Here is a 21385-nt window from a genome sequence, read left to right as displayed (position 1 = left end):
CTGTGCGCGACGCCCACGACCGGCGCCGCGCTCACTCAGGCCGGAACCACGGCGGATTACCCCAAGGAGAGTTGTCGCCTACCGGCAAGCGTGCTACCGACGAGACGCCCCACGCCAGGGAGTCCCGCGAGCAGCAAGGCAGCCCGGCGGGCGCGCACCTGCCGCGATGATTCGGGGACGAACCAGCGCGCGGCTCTGCGGGCGACGCGCTGCCTGTTCTTGATGACGGGCCGCCACAGCCGCTCGTACGCGTGCAGAGCGTCCTCGATCCGGGAAGCTCGGGAAAGCTGGTCGGCCAGCACATACGCACCGCCCATCGCCAGAGAGGCGCCCTGCCCCGCGAGCAGGGACACAGCCTGGCAGGCGTCACCGACCAGCACGACCCGCCCGTGGCTCCAGCTGGGCAGATCAATCTGCGCGACCTGGTCGTAGTAGATCTGTGCGGACGGAGGACACTGGGCCAGGGCGCGGGGCACGAGCCAGCCGAGCGAGCCGTACTCGCGGCACAGGGCGTCCCGCGCGTCGCCGGGGCGGGAGGGATCGGCGGCCCGGTGCACGGTGAAGGCGGCGACTTCGTCGTCGCGCAGCGCGTACAGGCCCATCTGCCTGCCCACGGTGTCGGTGAGGCAGAACCGGTCACCGAGCTGCTCGTGCACCTCAGGGTCGTGGAAGGTGAATGCGGCCGTGTGGTAGCCGAGGTATCGCACGTACTGGTGTTCCTCGCCGAAGACCAAGGTGCGCACCGTGGAGTGGAGGCCGTCGGCACCGACAAGGAGATCGGCGTCGATGCCGCTGCCGTCGGTGAGGGTGACGTGGATTCCACCCGGCCGTGCGTCCACACTGGCCGGGCCGACGCCGAAGCGCAGGCCGACGGCGAACGACAGGCGTTCTCGCAGGGCGAGTTCGAGGTCGGGCCGCATGATGCTCAGCAGCCGGCCGCGCACGGAACGGGCGAACCGGCCGTACGGGAGCCGGGCACGGCACCGTCCGTCCCCGTCCAGGAAGGCAGCTTCCGAGACCGGGTAGCTGAGCTCATCCAGCCATGGCAGCATCCCCATGGCCTCCGCCGCGTCGTATCCGGGCCCAAAGAAGTCGATCATGTAGCCCTCGGTGCGGGGCCGTGGCGCCTTCTCCAGGACCACGACCTCCCAGCCGAGCACGTTGTGCAGACGGCCGGCCAGGGCGAGCCCCGCGATACCGGCCCCACAGATGACGACCCTCATCGGCACACACCACCTTCATGCTCAGGCACGTTCAGCAAGCTACCGGCCGCCCCTATTTTGCACTATGCAAAGCTTAGCGCGTCAAGACGAGTAGCGATCCTGTTCGCAAGGGCCTGCGCGTGCTGGGCAGCGATCGCCGACCCTGACGTGTTCCCTGACCCCCCTCCATCGCGAGGCTGCGATTGCCTGCGACCCTCCGGTCCCGATGGGTGGACAGACAAAGCGCCCTCTTGACTTGTTTTGCATAATGCAAATGTAGGAAGGGGTAAATGAATGACTGCCATACCGGCGACGAGGGACAGAACACGAGGACCCATCACGGCAGCGAGCGGGGCCGAACCCGCGCAACGGCTCGCGGGACTACGGAACGCCTCGTGGGGTGTCATGGCATTGGCCGTGGTGGTCGGTGCTGGTGCGGGCGTCGGCTCGGTCGTCTTCCGCTGGTGCATCAAGACCTTCACCCGCCTGCTGTCCGGGCACAACGACTACTCCGCCTCCCCCGGCCAGGGCAATCCGCACATCCCGTGGCTGGGCCCGTATTTCGTGCTGCTCGTCCCGGTGATCGGCGGCCTGCTGTACGGCCCGCTGGTCAACCGTTTCGCCAAGGAGGCCCGCGGACACGGCGTGCCCGAGGTCATGCTGGCCGTCGCCCAGCGCGGCGGGAAGATCAGCCCGAAGGTCGCCGTCGTCAAGACGCTCGCCTCCGCCCTGTGCATCGGATCCGGCGGCTCGGTCGGCCGCGAGGGCCCGATCGTGCAGATCGGCTCCGCGCTCGGTTCCACCCTCGGCCGCGTGACGAAGGCGGCCGAGGGCCGCACGAAGCTGCTGGTCGCCTGCGGCGCGGCGGGCGGTATCGCGGCCACCTTCAACGCTCCCCTGGCCGGCGTCTTCTTCGCCATGGAACTGATCCTCGGCACCTTCTCGGCGGAGGCGTTCGGCGCGACGGTGCTGGCCAGCGTCACCGCGAGCATCATCGGCCGCGCCTCCTTCGGCGACGTCGCCTTCCTGGCCCTGCCCGCCTTCCACGTCGACCATCTCGCCCAGTACGGCTTCTTCGCCCTGCTCGGTATCGTCGCCGCCCTCGTCGGCATGGGCTTCACCCGTTTCCTCTACCTGATCGAGGACGCCTGCGACTGGCTCTGGCGCGGCCCGGAATGGCTGCGCCCCGCGGTCGGCGGCGGGCTGCTCGGCCTGGTGCTGCTGGCGCTCCCGGAGATGTACGGCGTCGGCTACCCGGTCCTGGAGAAGGCGACCGAGGGCGGCTACGCCGTCGGTTTCCTGCTCCTGCTGCTGGCCGGCAAGATGCTGGCGACCAGCCTCACCATCGGCATCGGCGGCTCGGGCGGTGTCTTCGCGCCGAGCCTGTTCATCGGTGCCATGCTGGGCTCCGCGTACGGCATCGGCCTCCACCATCTGCTGCCCGGCACCGCCGGCGCTGTGGGCGCGTACGCCCTGATCGGCATGGGGGCCACCTTCGCCGGAGCCGCCCGGGCACCGATCACCGCCGTGGTCATCCTGTTCGAGCTGACCGGCGAGTACTCGATCATCCTGCCCATGATGCTGGCCATCGTGCTGGCCACCGCCACCAGCCGCCTGCTCTCCCGCGACACCATCTACACCCTGAAGCTGCGCCGCCGCGGCATCGACCTCGAAGGACCCGCCCCCGGAGCGGCCCTCGGCACCCAGCACGTCGGTGCCGTCATGGAACCGCTGCCCTCCCCCATGCCCGCGACCACGGCCCTGGCGGACGCCGCAGAACTTCTGATCCTCTCCGGCCATGGCGCCCTCCCGGTCATCGCCGACACAGGGGAGTACCTCGGCGTCGTCACGGCCCAGGCAGTGGCCGAGGCCCTCGCAGAACAACCGGACGCCGCGCCGCACACCGTCGAGCAACTCGCCGCGCCACCGACGACCGTCACGACGGAGCAGTCCCTCGCCCAGGCCCTGCACGCCCTGCTGTCGGCCGCCGGGACCGGGGTACCCGTCCTGGATTCCGAGCGAGGCAAGCCGGTGGGATGGCTCAGCCACCAGAGCGCACTTCGCGCGGTACATGCGACCACCTGAACTCGCCTCCCCAGATGTTGCTATCCACGCCCGAGAACTCTTTTGCATCGTGCAAAAATGGATATTGCCGTCTACCAACTCGGCGGCAAGCTCGTGCCTTCACCGCTGCAGTCGCCGCGCTGCCCCGATTGCGAGGGTCGCAAGATCCGCATCATGCGACCGGGGCGCGTGGCGTCGGCGCGGCTGCACGAGAGGTGACGGCAGTGGAGCCACACCACCCGCCCCCGCCTTGGCTGGAGGCGCTCGGCTGGGCCAGTCTTGCGGTGGCAGGGGCGAGCGCCCTGGCCATCGTGGGGGACATGACACTGCGCGGATACCGGCAGCGCATGTGGATCATGCACCTGGTGTACCCGATCACAGCTCTGTACTGGGGTCCCGCCGCGCTCTGGTTCTACGTCCGCCACGGTCGGCGTACGTCCCTGCCAGTGATCGAGGAGCAGGGTGAGCCGGATCCGGAGAAGCTGCCGGGCTGGGTCACCTCCGCGAAGGCCATCAGCCACTGCGGCGCAGGCTGCGTCCTGGGAGACATCGCGGGCGAATGGCTGGTACGGGCGAGCGGTCTGACGATCGCCGGCAAGCCGCTGTACGCCGATTTCCTGCTGGACTTCGCCTTCGCCTGGCTGCTGGGCATCGGCTTCCAGCACTTCACCATCGTCCCCATGCGCGACGTCGGGCCTGCCCAGGGGCTCTTCGCCGCCGTCAAGGCCGACACATTCTCCATTCTGGCGTTCCAGGTTGGCCTGTTCGCCGGCATGTGGGCCTACCAGGAGGTTCTCTTCACGCCCGGGCTGGCCAAGACCACGGCCGCATACTGGCTCCTGATGCAGGTCGCCATGATCGTTGGATTCTTCACGGCCTGGCCGGTCAACGGCTGGCTGGTCCGGGCCGGCTGGAAGGAACGGATGTGACTGGGACCGGCATCTTCATGCGGTGGACTGGCTCATCCTGCTGACCGGCGTCTACACGGCTGTCTCGCCATGGGTGATCTACTTCGCAAGGATCAACCCCCTACCTGACGGCCGACAACCTGATCGTGGGCTCGCCGTCACGGTTCTTGCCTTCGGAATTCCCCTGGCGCGTATTACCGACTCGCTTGAACCGCGTATAACCGACTCGCTTGAACCATGACACCCCTGGCCTTTGGTTCCTCCTTGGGCCATCGGTCGTGACCGCATCCCACGGCGTATCGCCCAGGATCGTGGCGAGCAACAGCTTGACGGGCAGCATCACGTGCCTGATGGGGCCGATCGCAAGAATCTGATTCCGGCACCATCCGTGCAGGGCGTAGGGCAGCCGACCCGGCTCACACTAGGCGGGCCCACCCAAGGCCGCATGACGCAAACCGGGGGCACCCGTGGTAGCCCTCGACCCGCCCCGGGAAATGCCGACAAACACAGCCTCGCCCGCGCCGTCCACCATCCCGACGAAGGTTGATCAGCGGCGACCCGTGGGGCGCCGTTCGCTGACCTGGGGAACGTCGGGAGGACTGGAAAGCCTGTAGGAGCGCACCACAGCGGTCACGCTCGCGGCCATGAGGGCCATGCTCCACGGGACAAGGTCCCGCAGCGGTCCCGGCCCTCCGGCCACGCCACGCGGCGGCACCCGCCCTTCGGGGTCGTAGACGATCGCCAGCGCATCTCCCGGCCGCGTCGCTTCGCCACAGCCGCGCCAGATCCGAGTCTTGAACGGGACGCCGTCGTGGTCCACCACCGAGCGGAGGTAGCGGCCGCGGCCGTGACCACCGTTCGCCGCCTGGCCGTCGTCGACCGATGTCACCACCACCGGCTGCACCCGCCCGCGCTCAGCCAGCACCACACCAGCGGCTGCCTGCGGCGCCTGAAGCGCGAGACACACGCCGAGCAGGGCGGTGATGCCGACCAGTGCGCGGCCGGCTCCCACGGACGCCAGATAGAGGGCCAGCGCGACCCCGCACACCAGCCCTGCTTCGCCGTCGGCCAGCGAAGGTCTGACCGACCAGGCACCGAAGAGTGCCGTTCCGACGATTGCGGCGGTGGCGACGGCCCCCGCGAGGACGCCTTCCGCGACGAGCCATCCGGGCGGCAGCCCGATGAACTCGGCCGGCCCCCACACCGTGGTGCGCACATGCGACATGAGGTGTGACTCAGCGGAGGACGAGGGCCGACGCCTTCGGCGCATGCGTGCCGCACCCCGCATTCTTGTCCCTGTCCATCGGCGACCGCCGACGCTCCTCCAGTTCGCTTGCATTATGCAAAACGTGAGGGAGGCAGAGATAGGGAGCCCCTGAAGGTAGTTCACGGCCTACCGCGCCCCGTCAGGCGTCGTGCGCCAGTGTTCCGTCCACGATCCAGCCGAGCGGGTGCGGCTCCGGATCGTCCGCTCCCGGTGCCGGAGGCTCGCCTCCCGCCTCGTTGAAGGCGTTGAGCGCCTCCACGAGCGCCAGCCGTTCCATCGGGCGAAGTCGTTCGACGATGGCGGCGATCTCGGCGCGCCGCCGGGCCGTGACTTCCTCGACGGTGCGCCGGCCCTCTTCAGTCAGCCGCAGCAGGGTCTCGCGACGGTTGACGGGATTGGCCTGCCGGTCGGCAAGCCCGGCGGCGATGAGCCGGTCGACCATGCGCATGGCGGTGGAAGGTGCCACCTGGAGCAACTCGGCGAGCTCGACCAGCTTGGTCGTCCCCCTGGTGGACAGCACCACCAGCATCCGGAACTGGGCGACGGTCACCCGCTCCTCCACCGCCGCCAACGATCGGGCGGAGACCGCCACCAACAGGCGCGACGCGGTCAGCACCGCTCTGGTAACCGCATCTACGTCGTCCAAGGCACCCTTGGGGGTCTGCTGCTCCGCCATACATCCTTTCTACCGTGCCGAAGCGGCCCGCTTGCCCTTCATACGAACAGACATTCATCCCGCATGGTCGTGATAGCGGAGCAAAAGCATCGCGGCATCGTCATGGAGCGGCCCGGCGGCATGCCGGACCAAGTCCTCACGCAGCGCCTCCAGGGCACGATCCGCATCCGGTTCCTTCAGCAGGCCCGCCCGGTCACCGAGCGGATAGAAGGAGCCGCCCGGGTACAGCCGACGGCGGCCGCCTCCGCCACGGCCAGCCCCTGCCCTGCACGTCCCCCGCGATCGCGCGGATCCCGTGCGGCGAGGCCACCACCTCGTACAGGCCCCCCTCCGATACGCGCCTCGACCGAAGGCGCCGACATCATGCTGCACCGCGCCCCCGGCACTCCCGAACCACGCGCAGCCTGTGCGCTCCTGGAGTTGTCGTCGGACGGCGGCGAGGTCGGGTCCAGGCAGGAAGGAAGGAAGGAAGAGCCATACCCCTCGTTCGGCTGGACACCGGCACCGGTTCCCCGCTGGCATGACGGGCACGGCCAACCCGCCTTGCCGCCTTACACGCCCAGCCGAGACACTGGCGTCATTTTTTGCATCATGCAAGGCTTGCATGGGGGCCTAGTCGGCCGTCGGAGGTTGCACGGCGCCATGGAGTGAAGCGTCATCGCGATGGAGCGACGCCGGCCGCCGACAGGCCCCCGCCAGGCACGCACCCGACAAATCGGGACCGATCACGGCAAGCAGGGAGACGGTGATCAACGAGGAGTCCGGCGCCAACAGACAGGTGAGCGGCGGAGCAGGACTTCCGCTCATGCCAGACGCGCGGGACAGCAATTCCTCGATGCGATAAGTCCCGGACGAACCCAAACGAGACCTGACCGCAGCGGTCGGCGAGCTATGGGAACTGGAAGACCGCTGGACGGGAGTCCCTGGCCGACATGGAAAGCCAGGCCGGGCACCGACGCGTGGGCCGCGTTTTCGATACCGTCGCCGCGTCCATCACGGCCCTGGGAGCTCTTTCCCATCTGCCCAAGTACGAGCCGACAGCGCGACTGGCGAAAGTGCTTCACAGCGGAGCGAGAAGGCATCGCCAGCGCGAGGCATCGAGGAGACCGCCTCACCGCCCATGCCACCCCCCTGAGCCATGCTCGTGTCGCCGCCACCGGCTCGGTATGCGGCAGTGCCGTGCCAATCGGGTTCACGCCATGGACAAGGGTTGAACGCTCGTTTAGCATGCTGTACATGCGTTCAATCCCCGACGATCGGACCACGCGAGCGGTCATCCGGGACGAGGCCCTGCGCCTGCTCGCTGCACACGGGCCGGAGGCGGTCACCGTGCGGCAGATCGCCGCTGCCGCAGGTGTCTCGCCGGGTCTGGTCGTGCACCATTTCGGTTCGAAAGAGGGACTGCGTCAGGAAGTCGACCAGTACGTGCTGGACGTCTTCGAGGCGATGCTCGGTGAGCTCACGGGTGAGGGTGGAGCCAAGCTGCTCGACCCCGCAGCCGGAGCGAGTTCGCTGAGCGAGGCGTTCGCCCGGCACCTTCCCGACGACTCTCCCCTGCCGACGTATCTGCGCCGGCTCCTGTTGTCCGAGACGGATGCCGGACGGCTGCTCTTCCGGCGGCTGTACGACCTGAGCAGGGCCGCGCTGAACGGGCTGGCCACGGCGGGGCTGGCTGCTCCGGGAAGCGATCCGGCTGTGCGCGCCGCCGTGCTCCTCGCCAACGACCTGGCGCTGTTCCTGTTGCGCGGCCGTCTCACCGAAGTCCTCGGTATGGACCCTCTGTCGGCCGAGGGCATGACCCGGTGGGCGCCGGAGATGCTCAGCATCTACGCGGGCGGACTGAACGCGGCACCACCCCCACCACAAGGAGACACCCCATAGGGAGACCGCGCATGGCGCCCGGCTCAACACCCGCTCCAGCGCCCGTCCTTCGGGCCACCGACGTCCACAAGTCCTATGGCAAGCACCCTGTCCTGCGCGGTGCCGAAATCACGGTAGGGCCCGGGCAACTCGTCGCCGTCGTCGGCGAGAACGGCGCCGGCAAATCGACCCTGCTGAAGATACTGGCCGGCGTCCTGCCCCTGGACCGCGGTGAACTCGCAGTGCCCGGCACTCTCGGCTACTGCCCGCAGGAACCGGTCCTGAACACGGCACTCACCGTCGAGCAGCACCTGCGCTACTTCGCCGCCGCTCACCGCCTGCCCGATCTGGACCGCGGCCACGAACTCGTCCGCCTCCTCGGCTACGAGCGATACGCACGGTCGACCGCCGGACAGCTGTCCGGCGGCACCCGGCAGAAACTCAACCTCACCCTCGCCCTGCTGCACGACCCGGACGTCCTCCTCCTGGACGAGCCGTACCAAGGCTTCGACTGGGAGACGTACCTGCGGTTCTGGGACCTGGTCGAGGACCTGCGCGCCCGGGACAGGGCCGTCGTGATCATCACCCACCTCGTCTTCGAGCAGGACCGGTTCGACGTGCTCGCCGACCTCAACGACGGCCGCCTCACCCCCCGCGCATCCTCCCGGGAGGACAACCATGCCGGCGCCTGAGACGTCACCGACCCGATCCGTCTACAGCCCGTTCCCCACAGCGCTGCGCTTCTCCGTACGCGACCAGACCCGCAACCGGCTCGCGGGACTTCTGCTCCTGGTCTTCGTGCCCGTCTGGTACCTGGTGATGAACGCCATGGCCTCGGGCGAGGCACTCGACTTCAAGCTGTACGCGACCGGGCAGGTCCTGCGCATCGACGGCGGCCACCTCACCCTGATCTCGGCGGGACTCAATTCCGTCACGATGATCACCGGATTCGTCGTCTTCGACGCCGTGCGCAAGGCACTCGCCTTCGACCGGCGGCTCGTCTTCGCCGGATACCGGCAGTCCACCCTCATCGGCGCCAAGGCCCTCGCCGTCATGGTGGTCGCCACCGCGATCGCCCTCTACACCGCACTCGCCATCCTGTTCTTCTGGCGGCCTACGGGGGCCGGCTGGTTCGCCGTACTCGCAGGGTTCGCGCTCATCGCCCTCACCTACGGCGCCTTCGGCCTCCTCCTCGGTGTCCTGGTCAAACGAGACTTGGAAGGCTTCTTCCTCATCATCATGGGTGGGCTGATGGACACTTTCCTGCAGAACCCACTTGGCAACCCGCTCGCCAACAAGCCCGTCCTGCAATGGTTTCCGTCCTTCGGCCCCATGCAGTTCGCCGTCGGCGGGGCATTCGGCCACACGGCCCTGTGGGGTCACCTCGCGCTGGGACTTGGGTGGGCCGCTGCGTTCTGCACGGCAGGGCTGGTCCTCTTCCGAATCCGGACCCGCAAGCGCATAGGCAGGTGACCACACACTCGACCAGGGCAATGCTCATGGCCCGGACGTGAGCGTTCCCTGCCCGGCATCCTGCTCACTCTGCTGGCCGGTGAGGCAGGGCTGCACCTGCGGTTCTCCCTGAGACAGGGCACGACGACCGGTGCTCCGGCCGATCGCTCGAGCCATACGGTGGCACTGGCCGGCTATCTCTTGTACGGCACCGGGTCAGTACGTCTGACTCCTATGACAGGCACACATCGATCCCGTACGAGCCCTCCCCGTCGACCACGCCGCACGGACCATGGCCGACATGACAGGCCATGCGGGCCACGCCATGACACTCAGGGGTGCCGACCCGGCCGACGGCCGGTCCGGACGGGTACCCCTGGCGGCCGGTCCGCCCCTCACTCGGCCTGCGCCCGCATCGCTGTCACATGCGGGCCATTTACGTAGCTCCTTGACCCGAGCTTTGCGCAGTGCAAAGAATGGAGAACACGGACACCTGCCGGCCGAGCCCCTGGATGCGTTGTCCTGGCTGGAGCACCAGCGACCATCCGGTCCCGGATGCGGCACTCTTGGACGAGTGTGGGCGGTTCCGCGCCGAGGCCGGCGGGGAGACACCGTTCCCACACCACTGCGGCTGAGCACAGTGCCATGTTTCAGAAGGTCAGCCATGAACGCGGAGCACGCCCGTTGCATCCCTTGCTCATTTCTCTGTCTCGACTGCAGACATGGCTGGGACGGCACATACGACATCGACATGATCGTGGACGAGCGTGACAGGATCGCTCCCGTCTACCACCTTGACGGCAGGCAGTCGCCCCGCTGCCCCGCCCGCCAGAGCCATCAGATCCACGTTGCGCGGCGATGGCGGATCCGCCCGCCAGGCTAGCCGAACGCGTCAGCCGCAATGACCTGCTCCGTCCAGATGATCTCGCCGGTCTTCGTGCACCTCGTGCCCCAGCGGCGGGCCATGTGGGCCACGATCAACAGGCCCGGTCCTCCCTCGTCGGTGGTCCGCGCGTGACGCAGGCGGGGCGAGATGCTGCTGGCATCGGGGACCTCGCAGATCAGGCCGCGGTCCCGGATAAGGCGCAGGCAGACCGGCCCGGTCACATGGCGGATCGCGTTGGTCACCAGTTCAGCGGACCTACATCGCGGCAATCAGGCACGGGGGTTCGATCCTTTGGGCATGGGCAGCGCGATCAAGGGCCCAGAATGATCTGCGGTTAGCCGGACGACGCAACGCCGCTGCCCGCTCGTCCACTGGCCAAGTAGCCGCGCACAGGGGAAAGGGTGGTCCACCACGGCCCTGAAGGTCCTTCGGACGAGCCGTGCGCCGTTCTGCGACGTCATGGCATCAGCCTTGACGACAAGCCGCCCGGTCGGGGAGATGAGCCCGCGACAGCGCTGCAGCATGCTACGAGGATCTCCTCCGATGCTGATATTGCCGTCGATCAGCAGAACCGGCTGCCAGCCTTTCTCTGCCGGCAGCCGGTCGAGGAGCATCAGCCGAACACCGAGGTCAGCCCGAGCCCGCGGATCGGACTGCGCCCGAACTCCGGCAGGCACGGCCCCGGGGGCGGGGGCAGCAGCCGGAGGCGGTGCACCGCCCTCGGCCATGGACGATCACCCACACCACCGCAGCCGTCCCACCCGTCCGCACACGCTTGGGCCACTCCCGGGCACGCTTCGGGCCCGGTGCCCGACGCTGGGACCCGATGGGCGGGACCGAAACCGACGGCCGCCCGCCGGTTTCCCTCGGCATCACGTCACCGGTGTTCGGGATTCTCGTAGTCCCGGCGGCATCCGGCGTCCCACGCGGTGCGCTGGTTGCCGTAGGCGGGGATGCCGCCCAGGTCCTTCAGCGCCCGGGCCAGGTGGAGCAGGTTCCAGGTCATGAAGGTGGTGTTGCGGTTGGTGAAGTCGTTCTCCGGGCCGCCCGATCCCGGATCGAGGTACGAGGGGCCCGGGCCCGCCTCGCCGATCCATCCGGCGTCCGCCTGGGGAGGGATGGTGTATCCCAGGTGCTGAAGGCTGTAGAGGACGTTCATGGCGCAGTGCTTGACGCCGTCCTCGTTGCCGGTGATCAGGCAGCCGCCGACGCGGCCGTAATAGGCGTACTGCCCGGCGTCGTTGAGGAGGCTGGAGCAGGCGTAGAGGCGTTCGATCACCTGCTTCGTCACGGAGCTGTTGTCGCCCAGCCAGATGGGGCCGGCCAGCACCAGGATGTCGGCCGCCAGGACCTGCTGGTAGAGGTCCGGCCAGGCGTCCCTCTCCCAGCCGTGCTCCCTCATGTCGGGCCACACACCGGTCGCGATGTCGTGGTCCACCGCCCGTACGACGTCGACGTGCACGCCCTGTGCGTCCATGATGGCGGTGCTGCGGTCGATCAGTCCCTGGGTGTTGCTCGTTTCCGGTGAGCGTTTGAGGGTGCAGTTGATCACCAAGGCCCGCAGGTCGTCGTACCGGGCCGGCGGCACGTCGGTTTCGGGCGACGAAGCGGTCACATGAGCCTCCCGGGGTTCTGCCGCCGCTCTGTGAAAGGCGGCTCGTCCTCACTTCGCCAGCGTGCGGTCGGACCGCGGCACACGCCACCACAACACCTCCGAACGGCCACAGCGGTCCACGCCCCCGGTCGGCGGCGGACGAGTGGCCCGGGCACGCACGTGTACCTACGTTCGCCTCATGAGCACCGAAGGCGCGACCGAGTCGCGGAACACGGCAGCATCGGACGACGTGGCACACCTGCTGGTGCGCTGTCTGCGAGCCGAAGGCGTCGAGTACGTCTTCGGGATCCCCGGCGAGGAGAACATCCGCTTCGTCGACGCTCTGAGCGGCTCCGGGATCCGGTACATCCTGGTGCGCCACGAGCAGGCCGCCTCGTTCATGGCGGAGATCTACGGGCGGCTGACCGGCAGGGCCGGGGTGTGTTCGGCCACGCTGGGCCCCGGCGCGATCAACCTGCTGCTCGGCACCGCCGATGCCATGACGAACAGCGCACCGATGGTGGCCCTTGCCGCCCAGGGCTCACTGCGGCGCACCCACAAAGAGTCGCATCAGGTCATCGACCTAGTATCGATGTTCGCCCCCGTCACCCAGTGGGCCGCCCGCGTGGAGTGTCCAGACGCGGTGCCCGAGATGACACGCAAGGCGTTCAAGATCGCGCAGAGCGAGCGCCCCGGTGCCGTGTTCCTGGCCGTGCCCGAGGACATCGAAGCGGAGCGGCCTGACGGGCAGCCGGCGCCCCTGCAGATCGACACAGTGCACGCCGACGCGCCGTCACTCACCCAGATCGCGCGGGCGGTCGAGGTGCTCACCACGGCACGGCGTCCTGTCGTGCTGGCAGGCCACGGCGCCGCGCGAGCCCGGGCCTCGGACGCTCTCGTGCGGTTCGCCGAGCGGTTGAACATCCCGGTCGCGACCACCTTCCACGGCAAGGGTGTCTTCCCCGACGGCCACCCGAACGCCCTCGGCGCGGTCGGCTTCATGCGCCACGACTACGGCAACTTCGGCTTCGACACCGCCGACGTGGTGATCTGCGTCGGCTACGAGATCCAGGAATTCGATCCCGCCAAGATCAACCCCGACGGCGACAAGCGCATCGTGCACGTGCACCGCGTCCCTTCCGAGGTGGACGAACACTACCCGGTCGCGGTGGGCATCGAGGGCGACCTGTCACAGGCGCTGGACGCACTCGCTTCGGCACTGCCCGAAGGGTTCACCTACGACTCGGAGAGCAGCGTGAAGATCCGTACGCTGCTCGACGACGAACTCGCGTACGGGCGTGACAACGACGCGTTCCCTCTGGTGCCCCAGCGTGTGGTGAGCGATGTCCGGACCGCCCTGGACCGTCACGACATCGTGCTCACCGACACGGGCGCCGGGAAGATGTGGATGTCCCGCCTCTACCCCACCTACGAACCCGACACCTGTCTGGTCTCCAACGGCCTGTCCACCATGGGCTTCGCACTGCCGGGCGCCATCGCCGCCAAACTGGCCCGGCCCGACCGGCGCGTCCTGGCCATGATGGGCGACGGCTCCTTCCTGATGAACTCCCAGGAACTCGAGACCGCCGTCCGCGAACACATCCCCCTGGTCGTCCTCGTCCTGGTGGACGAGGAATACGGGCTGATCACCTGGAAGATGGAACTCGAACTCGGCCGCCACAGCCACACTCGGTTCACCAACCCGGACCTGGTCGCCTACGCCGAAAGCTTCGGCGCACACGGCTACCGGGGCGAGTCCGCCGACCAGCTGCTGCCCGTGCTGCGCCGCGCCCTCGACGACGAAGGAGTCTCCGTGATCGCCTGCCCCGTCGACTACACCGAGAACCTGCGTCTGACCGATCGGCTCGGCAGCCTCAGCGGACCGTTCTGACCCGCCGGCCCAGGTTCTCGACACCACAAGCCGTCCAATTGCCAGGAGCACGAGAGGCCGCCGCAGGTCAGTAACAACGGCTAACGCCTGGAGCCGCTGCAGCCTCAGCGTGACTGACGCTTTCGCTACTCGAACACGATGACGTACTCCTCGACCCGGCCCAAGATCCGGTGCAGATCCATTCCACCATTGGCCCGGTCAGCCACTCTTCAAATGGACCACATGCCCGGGCCACCAGATGCATAGGCTCGACACCAATGCGGCTGAGACCACGGGCGACCTCTGCAGGGGATCCCGAGGTCGACACTGTGCCTGGTTTGGGTTTCCGGCCCTCACCTGCCGGTCGGCCGGATTGAGTGAGAGGACGAAGATCTGCTGTGAAGGCGTGCGGAGTATCCGGGGCCGAGAAGGAAGTCGCCCTGCTGGAGTTGCCCGAGCCGTCATCTCCCGAACCCGGTGAGATCCTGGTGGCGGTTGAGGCGGCCGGGGTCGGCCCGTGGGACGAACTGCTGAACGACGCCGGCTGGGACGTGGGGCTGCGCCCCCCGGCGGCGCTGGGAGTGGAGGGCGCAGGCAAAGTGCTGGTCGTCGGCGCGGGTGTCACCGGGTTTGCCGTAGGCGACCGGGTGCTCGCGCACGAGGCCCCGCTGCCCGGGGGAAGCGGCTTCTGGGCCGAACGCGTTCTGATCAACGCGGATCACACGGCGGCCTGCCCGCCCGGGCTGGACACCGTGCACGCGGCGGCGCTGCCGGTCAACGGTCTCACCGCGTGGCAGGCCCTGGAGAAGCTGGACCTCAGCCGAGGGCAGCGGCTCCTGATCACCAACGGAGGCGGGGCCACCGGAGCCCTGGCCATCCAGCTCGCCGCGGCCAAGGGCATCGAGGTGACCGCGACCGCATCTGCTGCCGCCGCAGAGCGCCTGCTCGGTCTGGGAGCGATGGAGGTCGTCGACTACCACGACCCGAACTGGCCGGCCAACGTACGCGGCGGGTTTGACGCCGCACTCACCATCGCCACCGGCACGGCAGACGCCGCCCTGCCCTTGGTCCGGGATGGCGGTCGACTCTGCTCCCTGACCTCGGACGCGCCTGCGGAGGAACGAGGCATCACAAGTTGGGACCTCTACCTCGAGCCCAACGCCGCGCAGCTTGTCCAGCTGGCGGAGCAGGCCGCCGCGGGAACCTTGAAACTCGCACCGGAACCCCTGGCGCTGAGCGAGGGACCGGCCGCGTTCGCCCGAGTGGTCACCGGACGGGCCGGCGGCAAGAAGATCGTGCTCACCCCAGGATGACCCGACCGGGCACCACCCGATCCCGATGCTGGACCACGGCGCCCGCCGAGCGCGATCGAGAAGTCCTCAGGCTGAGGGTGGGCGACCGAGGAGGCGCTGTCAAAGTTTGCTCACTCCAGGGCCGCGCCACTGCCGCCACGGCAGGACGTTACCCTCACCGTCATACTTGACGTTCATCGCCTGGGAAATCGTCGTGTGGTGTCCACGGGTCCACGCAGTAGATGGCGTCGTCGCGCGGCTTGAGCAAGCAGCGTGGTCACCCAGAGGACTCTGGGCCGTCGGCGTTCTCGAAGCGTCGATGCCAGCGCAAGGCGTCCTGGCTCTGCCACGACTCCCCAAGTTCGATCTGCTCCTGAGTGAGCCCGGTCTCCTTGGCCAGCTCCTCCGGGCTGATCCTCCCACGGTGAGCCTCGATCGCACGGCCGATCTTGCCCGCCCACAGCTCGGCATCCACGAACGGCCGCTGTCTGTACACGTCGACCAGCGCATCCAAATGTTCGCGTGAACACGCCGTCAGCCACCGTTTGCCATCCGATTTCGGATCATGCACATGGATCACCGAGGAATCAGGCACCAACGCGTGGACCTCGGCCTGATCCGAGATCGCTTCCCCGCATAGATCACACAGTTCTGGCGGGACAGCACGTGCGCCCGGTTCACCTCTATCGGTCACCTACCCTTCCTACCCCACCACGACCGCTGAGCGTTACGACCCTTTGACCTCGGCAGCCGAACCTGGAAGTTAGAGCCAGCTCTCCCGCAAATTCGGCACCAGGTCACAGCGTGGATTCACGGCAACGCCGAACGTCCGAGGGGGCGCTGGTCGCCGGGCCAAATGACGTTGGCATACTGCAAAGATGGCTGGCACAGCACCGCGCATCCACATCCTTCTGGCCGCCTCGCTGTCCGTGGCACTCGCCTTCCTGACCACAGGCTGCACGACCGGCTCCTCCGCCCCCACCTCTGACTCGACTCGACCGGTCACGAGCAGTACGGCCGTTGCTGGCCGTGTGCATGTGGTCGTCACCGGCGAGGTCGACCTGACGATCACGGATGCCGTCGCACATCTGGACCGTTCCGGCGACGGCTCACTCCACATGACCGTACGAAACGACGACGGCGTCCCCGAACACCTAGGCATGGTCGCGACCCCCGGGGGGAAACGCGGGGAACTGGTCGGGGGGAAGTCGGCGGAGGGCGACGGCTCACTGTCCACCGCCGGCATTCTGGTGACGAGCGGGACCAGCGTGACCTTCGGCAGCGCCGACGGACCACGCGTCCTGCTCCATCACGTGCACGGTGTCAGCACGCGACAGACATTGCCGGTGGCCCTGCAGTTCGGCGTGGCCGGACTGGTTCGATTCCAGGCGCGGGTCTCCTCGCCCTGAGCGAGCCGGCCCGTCCGGTCGTCCGGTCGGCACCGCCGGTAGTACCCGTGAAAGGCCGCGTTCAGCGCCTGGAGTTCTTCGCCGCGCTCGGTGGGGTGGCGGCCGGGAGGCACAGTGAGCGGCTGGGCGATCCGGTCCAGGCCAGGGGCCCGCCGCGATCCCCCGGCCGACTCCTTCGGCCCTATTTGGCATCATGCAATCTTTACCTAGAGCAAAGATTCTCTTGCATTGCGGTCTACGTATCCCGGATGACGACCACCCGTCCGCCCTGGGAGGCACCATGCCCGTCTCACGCAACGCGATCGGAACCGCCGCCGTTGGCGGCGCCTTGGTCCTGACCCTTGCCGCGCTCATCTACCCGAGCATGCTGGGCATTCAGAACACCGCTTCGAACCAGTCCCGCATCATCGCCAACACCCAGTGGGGACCGCTCACCGAAGCCGACCGGAACTTCGTCGTCTTCGTGCGCTCCGCCGGGCTGTGGGAAGGCCCGTCGGGGCAGCTGGCCATGCAGAGGGGGACGACCGCGGCCGTGCGCGAGGCCGGGCGGCACCTGGTCATCGGGCACGCCGCGCTCGACGCCAGCTGTCGCAGGATCGCCCCCGAGCTGAACATCACCATCCCCAACCAGCCCACACCACAGCAGCAGGGCTTCCTTGCGACGTTCCAGTCCGACCGGGGCAAGCAGTTCGACACCGACTTCGCCAACACCCTGCGCATGACCCACGGTTCGATCTTCAACACCATCGCCAAGATCCGCTCCACCACGGAGAACACTCTCGTGCGGGCCCTCGCCGACCAGGCCAACGACGTGGTCCTGGACCACATCACACAGATGGAGAAGACCGGACTGGTCAACTTCGACCAGGTGAACTTCCAGGAGACGACCCCGCCCAAGCTCCCCGCAGCCCAGGTCACACCACCGGTGCCGCAGCCGGGCGCGCCCGTCGTGGCCCTCACGGTGCCCCCCGGGCTGTCGACCGAGGGGGTACCGACAGGCCCCGCCACGGAACCCTCACCCACGGCTTCCCCAACTGCGGGATGACCCGGCGCGCAGGAACGCCCGCACCTCCTTGGAGACCGACCGCTCATGCGCCATGACCACTGTCCGTAGCACGATCGGAACCCTTGTGGCCAGCGGGGCGTCCACGGCCAAGCTGCCGCCCTCGTCCACTCGAGCACGCGTCGCATGCGGACCACGTCCTGCGATCCGTCCCCCGTCATCGTCGGAAGCATTGGAGATCGTTCACTGAGTTCGGCCGCGACCTCCACATGGCTCCGCCGGCCTTTGGAAGCAGCAGGGAGTCCCGCTGTCGAAGGGCACGACGTCGCGTCGAGAGGCGCCCCCGGCTCCGGTTCGTTCCTCCGCGCTCTCGCCCTGGTCGTCGGGGGCTCGCCTCCGCACAGGGTCAGATGCCGATCCGCGCGTGCATGAGGGTGGCGAAGCGGCGGTGCCCGCTCGTCCACTGGTCGGTGACGTTGAAGGCAAGGTCCGCAGCGACCCCGTGGATCGCCCGCAGTCCCAGCCGCGCCCAGGGAAAGGGCGGCCCACAGCGACCATGAGGGCCCTCGTACCGAGCGTCAGAGCACTCTTCGACGTCTTCGGGCTCGGCCTCGATGACGAGGCGTCCAGTCGGAGCGAGGAGCCTGCCACAGCGGCGCAGCAGGCCGTAAGGATCACCTCCGATGCCGATGTTGCCGTCGATGAGCAGGATCGTCTGCCAGGCCCTTTCGGCCGGCAGCCGGTCGAAGACCGACCGGCACAGTGCCAGTCCGCCCTGGGCGCAGGTCAGCGCGACCGCGCGGGGCGCGATGTCCACTCCCAGGGCGAAGACATCCCGACTCAGAAGTTCCCTGCACAACCGCCCCGGTCCGCAACCGACATCGAGAACGGGGCCGACACACCGCTCCAGCACGGTCTCGTCGTCCGCCGTGGGTGGTTCATGCCAGCGGCGCACAGGCATCCGGATCCGGCGGCCGTTCGCCAACCGCAGGAACACCGGAGCCCAGGCCGGACGCAGAACCAGCGCATAAGGATCCTCCTCCGCGCCGTACTGCTCGCCCTCGTCGGTTGTCATGGTGTGGAGCCATGGTCCGTGACCGGTCGGCTTTCGTCGCCTCGGCCGGCCCGCAGGGCGCGGCGCAGCCTGAGCGCGAAGGCTACTGCCGAGGCGGCGAAGAGCGCACCGGTGATGACCAGCCACCGACCGAGGTAGACCGTGTCGGACAAGCCGGTGTCTCCGCTGTAGCGGGCCGCCATGCGGAAGACGAGGGGGAACCAGACCAGCAGGAGCAGACCCGACAGGAAGGCGGGGACGCGCAGGTGATTGATCCACGGGACTGTCGGCCCGCCGGCAGAGCGGTGGCGCAGCACGGAGAGGGCCGACAGATCGGCCAGCGAGTACAGGGGCAGCAGGATCAGGTCGTGGAGGATCGCTGCTCCGAGGAACCAGACCGCCACCGCGAGCGGCTGAACGGCGAACAGGCGCACCATGGCGTAGCCGGTGAGGGCGAACGAGGCGATCAGGACCAGTAGATGCAGGGGGCCGGAGCCGTACCAGCGGACGAATCGTGCCATGGTCACGCCCTGAAGGTGAGTCGGCCGACCCACTTGGTGTTGTTCACGCCGGGGTTGGCCGGGACGATGACTCGGGCCGGGTAGCCGTGGTCGAGCGAAAGGTCCGCACCGTTGACCCGGAGGGCGAGCAGCGAGCGGGGATCGCGGATCTGGTTGCCCCGCAGCACCACTTTGGTGAAGGGGCCCGGTGGTTGGACGGACTCGACCAGGACGCTTCCGGCGTCGGGCATGCCGGCCAGGGCGGCAAGGTCAGCCAGTCGTAGGCCGCTCCAGTGCTGATCCTCGGTGGACCATCCCTCCACGCAGGCGATCGGCAGTGCGGCGGTGTGCTGACGCATCGCCAGGAGCTGCTCACGGGTGAGGACCAGACCCGGAGCGCGGCCATGGATCTCCAGCCGCCAGTCGGGGCCGACCCGTTGGGGAGTGACCCCCACGGCCGCCGCCGTCTTGTTGATCTGGAAGGCGTTCGGGCCGCTGCCGGGGTTGCGGTTGTGTGGTGCGAGGAGCGCGGTGGCGCGGAGCCGACCGCCGATGCTCTGTCCCGCGGTCACGACGAGGAGGAGCAGTGATCCCGCGCCGACCATGCCCAGCGCGCCGCGCCGTGTCATCGTCGGCGCGGCGGGGGCAGTCGGCACCAGGCCGTCCGGATCCGGGGGTTCGGGCAGGGTGTGGGCGATACCGGTGCGCAGTTCGGCGCCAAGACTGCGCGAGCGCAGGGCATGGGTCATCCGGCCGAGCCTGAGGACCACGTGGACGACGAACGCCGCGATGAACACCCAGGCGCCGTAGAAGTGCAGGCGGTAGAACGAGCCGGGGAAGACGTAGTAGAGCTGGATGTTGAGGATGCCGGTGACGAACTCGAAGATGACACCGCCGACCAGCATCAGCAGGGACAGCCGCTCCAGACCGTGGGCGACGGACCGCACGGGCAGCCATTCGAAGAGCTTCGGGATGACCGACCACAGCTTGGCCAGCAGGACCGGAACGAGTACCACGCCCAGGGTCACGTGGACGCCCTGGAGCAGCCGGTAGAGCCAGTACGGGTGCGTGGGCCAGCTGAAGAGATAAAAGCCCAGAACGCCCTTGTCCGGGGTCTCGTCGTTGAGGGGGCTCAGGCCCGGGTTGTAGGACGCGTAGGAGAGCAGTCCGGTGACGAACAGCAACGGAATGCCGATCAGCAGGACGAGGCCGAACACCGACGTCAGCCAGGGCCCGCGGATCGGACTGCGCCAGAACTCCGGCCGGAACGGACCCGGTGGCGCAGGCAGGCGCCCGACACGCCGAGCCATCGCACGGCACCGCGCACCGCCCGCCGCCACGGCAGCGGCCACGGCGCCCCGCATGCGATCAAGCCGTTTCGGCGCCGGTCTCTCTTCGGGTCCGCGGCGTGGTGTTCCGCCAGGGGAAGCCGAACCCGGCGGCCGTCCGCCACGTGCCATCGACCGTCTCCTCCAGTCCTCGGACGGTGCTCGCCGACGCTCGCCCCAAGGCAAGCCGAACACACACAAGCTGGCACAGGTCGGGAAGGCTGTCCGGGTCCGAGGCGCGAGCAGGCGTCCACCGTCAACCGAACGGCGGAGCCGCTACCTCGGCCATCTGCCCCTCCCCCCTCGTGGCCGCTGCACCCTCGTCGGAGCGGCGCCTCCCTGTTCAGCCAGTCGCTCAGGCGCGCCACGGCGGACACGTTCTGGGCACACGAGGGAAGGAGTGGCACCAGCCGCGCGCCCGCCGGCGTCAGCTGGACTCGGGGTCGTGGCGATCTGTGTGACGATACGGCGCATGTCCCCGCTGGCGCCGGAACGATTGGCCGCTTACGCCATGGCCTGGCACCACGACGCCGAGGGGACCCAAGGGATCCGAACCGTCGAGCTGCCGCGGCCCGCCCAGCAACCTGGCCCGTATACGTGTCCGAGGAGTGCCCGGCGGCCTTTCCGCCTCGATCGCCGCCCCACGGAGTCGCGCCCTGCGTACTGCCTGTTCCACGACAACATGACCCCGCGTCGGCTCACCCGCACCGACGACTTCGATCAGCGGCACTTTCCCTACCGTTCCGGAGAACACTGGAAAACAGGCGCTGGTGCTCGTAAGGGGGTGTCGGCTCGTGACGATGAGACCCGTTCAGCGGAGAACGCTCCGTGCGAGGTTCTGGCGATTCAGGCGCAGCCCGCTTCGACGAGTGAGCGATGTCGTCGAAGCGTGGCTGCTGCTCATCGCGTGGGTCCTGGGAGTGCTGGGGGGGGCGCGACCGCGGGCCTGTTGGCCACGATGGTGGCGGACCGGGGTCTCGAGGAGGAGCGTTCCGGTCGCCACCAGGGCGTGGCAGTCCT

19 protein-coding genes and 1 pseudogene are annotated in these 21385 nt (G+C 68.5%); 11 read left to right on the top strand and 9 right to left on the bottom strand.

Annotation, left to right across the window (positions count from 1 at the left end; translation table 11 throughout):
- Nucleotides 1-56: 56 nt before the first annotated feature.
- Nucleotides 57-1223 (bottom strand): FAD-dependent monooxygenase, encoded by a 1167-nt coding sequence (locus ACZ3ZD_RS22350; RefSeq protein ID WP_467400008.1) that lies wholly within the window; start codon nt 1221-1223, stop codon nt 57-59.
- 384 nt (nt 1224-1607) lie between these two features.
- On the opposite strand from ACZ3ZD_RS22350, the gene ACZ3ZD_RS22345 reads away from it, so the two are divergent.
- The 4 genes from ACZ3ZD_RS22345 to ACZ3ZD_RS22330 are packed head-to-tail and all read left to right on the top strand — an operon-like array spanning nt 1608 to nt 4415.
- Nucleotides 1608-3287 (top strand): chloride channel protein, encoded by a 1680-nt coding sequence (locus ACZ3ZD_RS22345; RefSeq protein WP_467400005.1) that lies wholly within the window; start codon nt 1608-1610, stop codon nt 3285-3287.
- Nucleotides 3288-3344: 57 nt separating this feature from the next.
- Nucleotides 3345-3485, top strand: a complete 141-nt coding sequence (locus ACZ3ZD_RS22340) for a hypothetical protein (protein WP_467400003.1) — start codon at nt 3345-3347, stop codon at nt 3483-3485.
- A 5-nt stretch (nt 3486-3490) separates the two neighbouring features.
- The gene (locus ACZ3ZD_RS22335; protein ID WP_467400000.1) at nt 3491-4195 is read left to right on the top strand and encodes a DUF4396 domain-containing protein; all 705 of its coding nucleotides are present in this window, start codon (nt 3491-3493) and stop codon (nt 4193-4195) included.
- Nucleotides 4196-4217: 22 nt separating this feature from the next.
- The gene (locus ACZ3ZD_RS22330) at nt 4218-4415 is read left to right on the top strand and encodes an SPW repeat protein (RefSeq protein ID WP_467399998.1); all 198 of its coding nucleotides are present in this window, start codon (nt 4218-4220) and stop codon (nt 4413-4415) included.
- Between the two features lie 306 nt (nt 4416-4721).
- Here ACZ3ZD_RS22330 and ACZ3ZD_RS22325 read toward each other — a convergent pair whose 3' ends face one another.
- Nucleotides 4722-5399: a hypothetical protein gene (locus ACZ3ZD_RS22325; protein ID WP_467399996.1), complete on the bottom strand. Its 678-nt coding sequence runs from the start codon at nt 5397-5399 to the stop codon at nt 4722-4724.
- A gap of 181 nt (nt 5400-5580) precedes the next feature.
- Nucleotides 5581-6117, bottom strand: a complete 537-nt coding sequence (locus tag ACZ3ZD_RS22320) for a MarR family winged helix-turn-helix transcriptional regulator (RefSeq protein WP_467399994.1) — start codon at nt 6115-6117, stop codon at nt 5581-5583.
- Nucleotides 6118-7353: 1236 nt separating this feature from the next.
- Between ACZ3ZD_RS22320 and ACZ3ZD_RS22315 the strand changes: the two genes are divergently transcribed.
- The 3 genes from ACZ3ZD_RS22315 to ACZ3ZD_RS22305 are packed head-to-tail and all read left to right on the top strand — an operon-like array spanning nt 7354 to nt 9450.
- Nucleotides 7354-7998 (top strand): TetR/AcrR family transcriptional regulator, encoded by a 645-nt coding sequence (locus tag ACZ3ZD_RS22315; protein ID WP_467399991.1) that lies wholly within the window; start codon nt 7354-7356, stop codon nt 7996-7998.
- An 11-nt stretch (nt 7999-8009) separates the two neighbouring features.
- Nucleotides 8010-8669: an ABC transporter ATP-binding protein gene (locus tag ACZ3ZD_RS22310; RefSeq protein WP_467399989.1), complete on the top strand. Its 660-nt coding sequence runs from the start codon at nt 8010-8012 to the stop codon at nt 8667-8669.
- Nucleotides 8656-9450, top strand: a complete 795-nt coding sequence (locus ACZ3ZD_RS22305; protein WP_467399986.1) for a hypothetical protein — start codon at nt 8656-8658, stop codon at nt 9448-9450. The genes ACZ3ZD_RS22310 and ACZ3ZD_RS22305 overlap by 14 nt, the downstream gene beginning before the upstream one ends.
- A gap of 858 nt (nt 9451-10308) precedes the next feature.
- Here ACZ3ZD_RS22305 and ACZ3ZD_RS22300 read toward each other — a convergent pair.
- Both ACZ3ZD_RS22300 and ACZ3ZD_RS22295 read right to left on the bottom strand, forming a co-directional pair.
- Nucleotides 10309-10566, bottom strand: a pseudogene (locus ACZ3ZD_RS22300) (ATP-binding protein); the annotation flags it as partial.
- Between the two features lie 626 nt (nt 10567-11192).
- Nucleotides 11193-11930 carry a flavodoxin family protein gene (locus ACZ3ZD_RS22295; protein WP_467399983.1) on the bottom strand — a complete coding sequence of 246 codons (738 nt, stop codon included), beginning with the start codon at nt 11928-11930 and terminating at the stop codon, nt 11193-11195.
- A gap of 178 nt (nt 11931-12108) precedes the next feature.
- Between ACZ3ZD_RS22295 and ACZ3ZD_RS22290 the strand changes: the two genes are divergently transcribed.
- Complete coding sequence (locus ACZ3ZD_RS22290) at nt 12109-13800, top strand: acetolactate synthase large subunit (protein WP_467399980.1); 1692 nt, start codon at nt 12109-12111, stop codon at nt 13798-13800.
- Nucleotides 13801-14177: 377 nt separating this feature from the next.
- Nucleotides 14178-15092, top strand: a complete 915-nt coding sequence (locus tag ACZ3ZD_RS22285; RefSeq protein ID WP_467399977.1) for an NADP-dependent oxidoreductase — start codon at nt 14178-14180, stop codon at nt 15090-15092.
- A gap of 256 nt (nt 15093-15348) precedes the next feature.
- Here ACZ3ZD_RS22285 and ACZ3ZD_RS22280 read toward each other — a convergent pair whose 3' ends face one another.
- A complete protein-coding gene (locus ACZ3ZD_RS22280) occupies nt 15349-15765 on the bottom strand; it encodes a hypothetical protein (protein ID WP_467399974.1) in 417 nt (138 codons plus the stop codon).
- Between the two features lie 184 nt (nt 15766-15949).
- Here ACZ3ZD_RS22280 and ACZ3ZD_RS22275 point away from each other — a divergent pair, with 184 nt between their 5' ends.
- Complete coding sequence (locus tag ACZ3ZD_RS22275; RefSeq protein WP_467399972.1) at nt 15950-16480, top strand: hypothetical protein; 531 nt, start codon at nt 15950-15952, stop codon at nt 16478-16480.
- A 280-nt stretch (nt 16481-16760) separates the two neighbouring features.
- Entirely contained in the window at nt 16761-17525 is a 765-nt protein-coding gene (locus ACZ3ZD_RS22270) for a DUF4142 domain-containing protein (RefSeq protein ID WP_467399970.1), read from the top strand.
- 364 nt (nt 17526-17889) lie between these two features.
- On the opposite strand, the gene ACZ3ZD_RS22265 is transcribed toward ACZ3ZD_RS22270, so the two are convergent.
- The 3 genes from ACZ3ZD_RS22265 to ACZ3ZD_RS22255 are packed head-to-tail and all read right to left on the bottom strand — an operon-like array spanning nt 17890 to nt 20347.
- Complete coding sequence (locus tag ACZ3ZD_RS22265; protein WP_467399968.1) at nt 17890-18558, bottom strand: class I SAM-dependent methyltransferase; 669 nt, start codon at nt 18556-18558, stop codon at nt 17890-17892.
- Nucleotides 18555-19058 (bottom strand): hypothetical protein, encoded by a 504-nt coding sequence (locus tag ACZ3ZD_RS22260; protein WP_467400200.1) that lies wholly within the window; start codon nt 19056-19058, stop codon nt 18555-18557. The genes ACZ3ZD_RS22265 and ACZ3ZD_RS22260 overlap by 4 nt, the downstream gene beginning before the upstream one ends.
- Before the next feature lie 2 nt (nt 19059-19060).
- Nucleotides 19061-20347 carry a molybdopterin-dependent oxidoreductase gene (locus tag ACZ3ZD_RS22255; RefSeq protein ID WP_467399965.1) on the bottom strand — a complete coding sequence of 429 codons (1287 nt, stop codon included), beginning with the start codon at nt 20345-20347 and terminating at the stop codon, nt 19061-19063.
- Between the last annotated feature and the right edge of the window lie 1038 nt (nt 20348-21385).

It is taken from the genome of Streptomyces sp. NPDC023481 (assembly GCF_055560195.1).
Note: the sequence above shows the minus strand (reverse complement) of the source record. Positions and strands in the feature narration are given on the sequence as shown.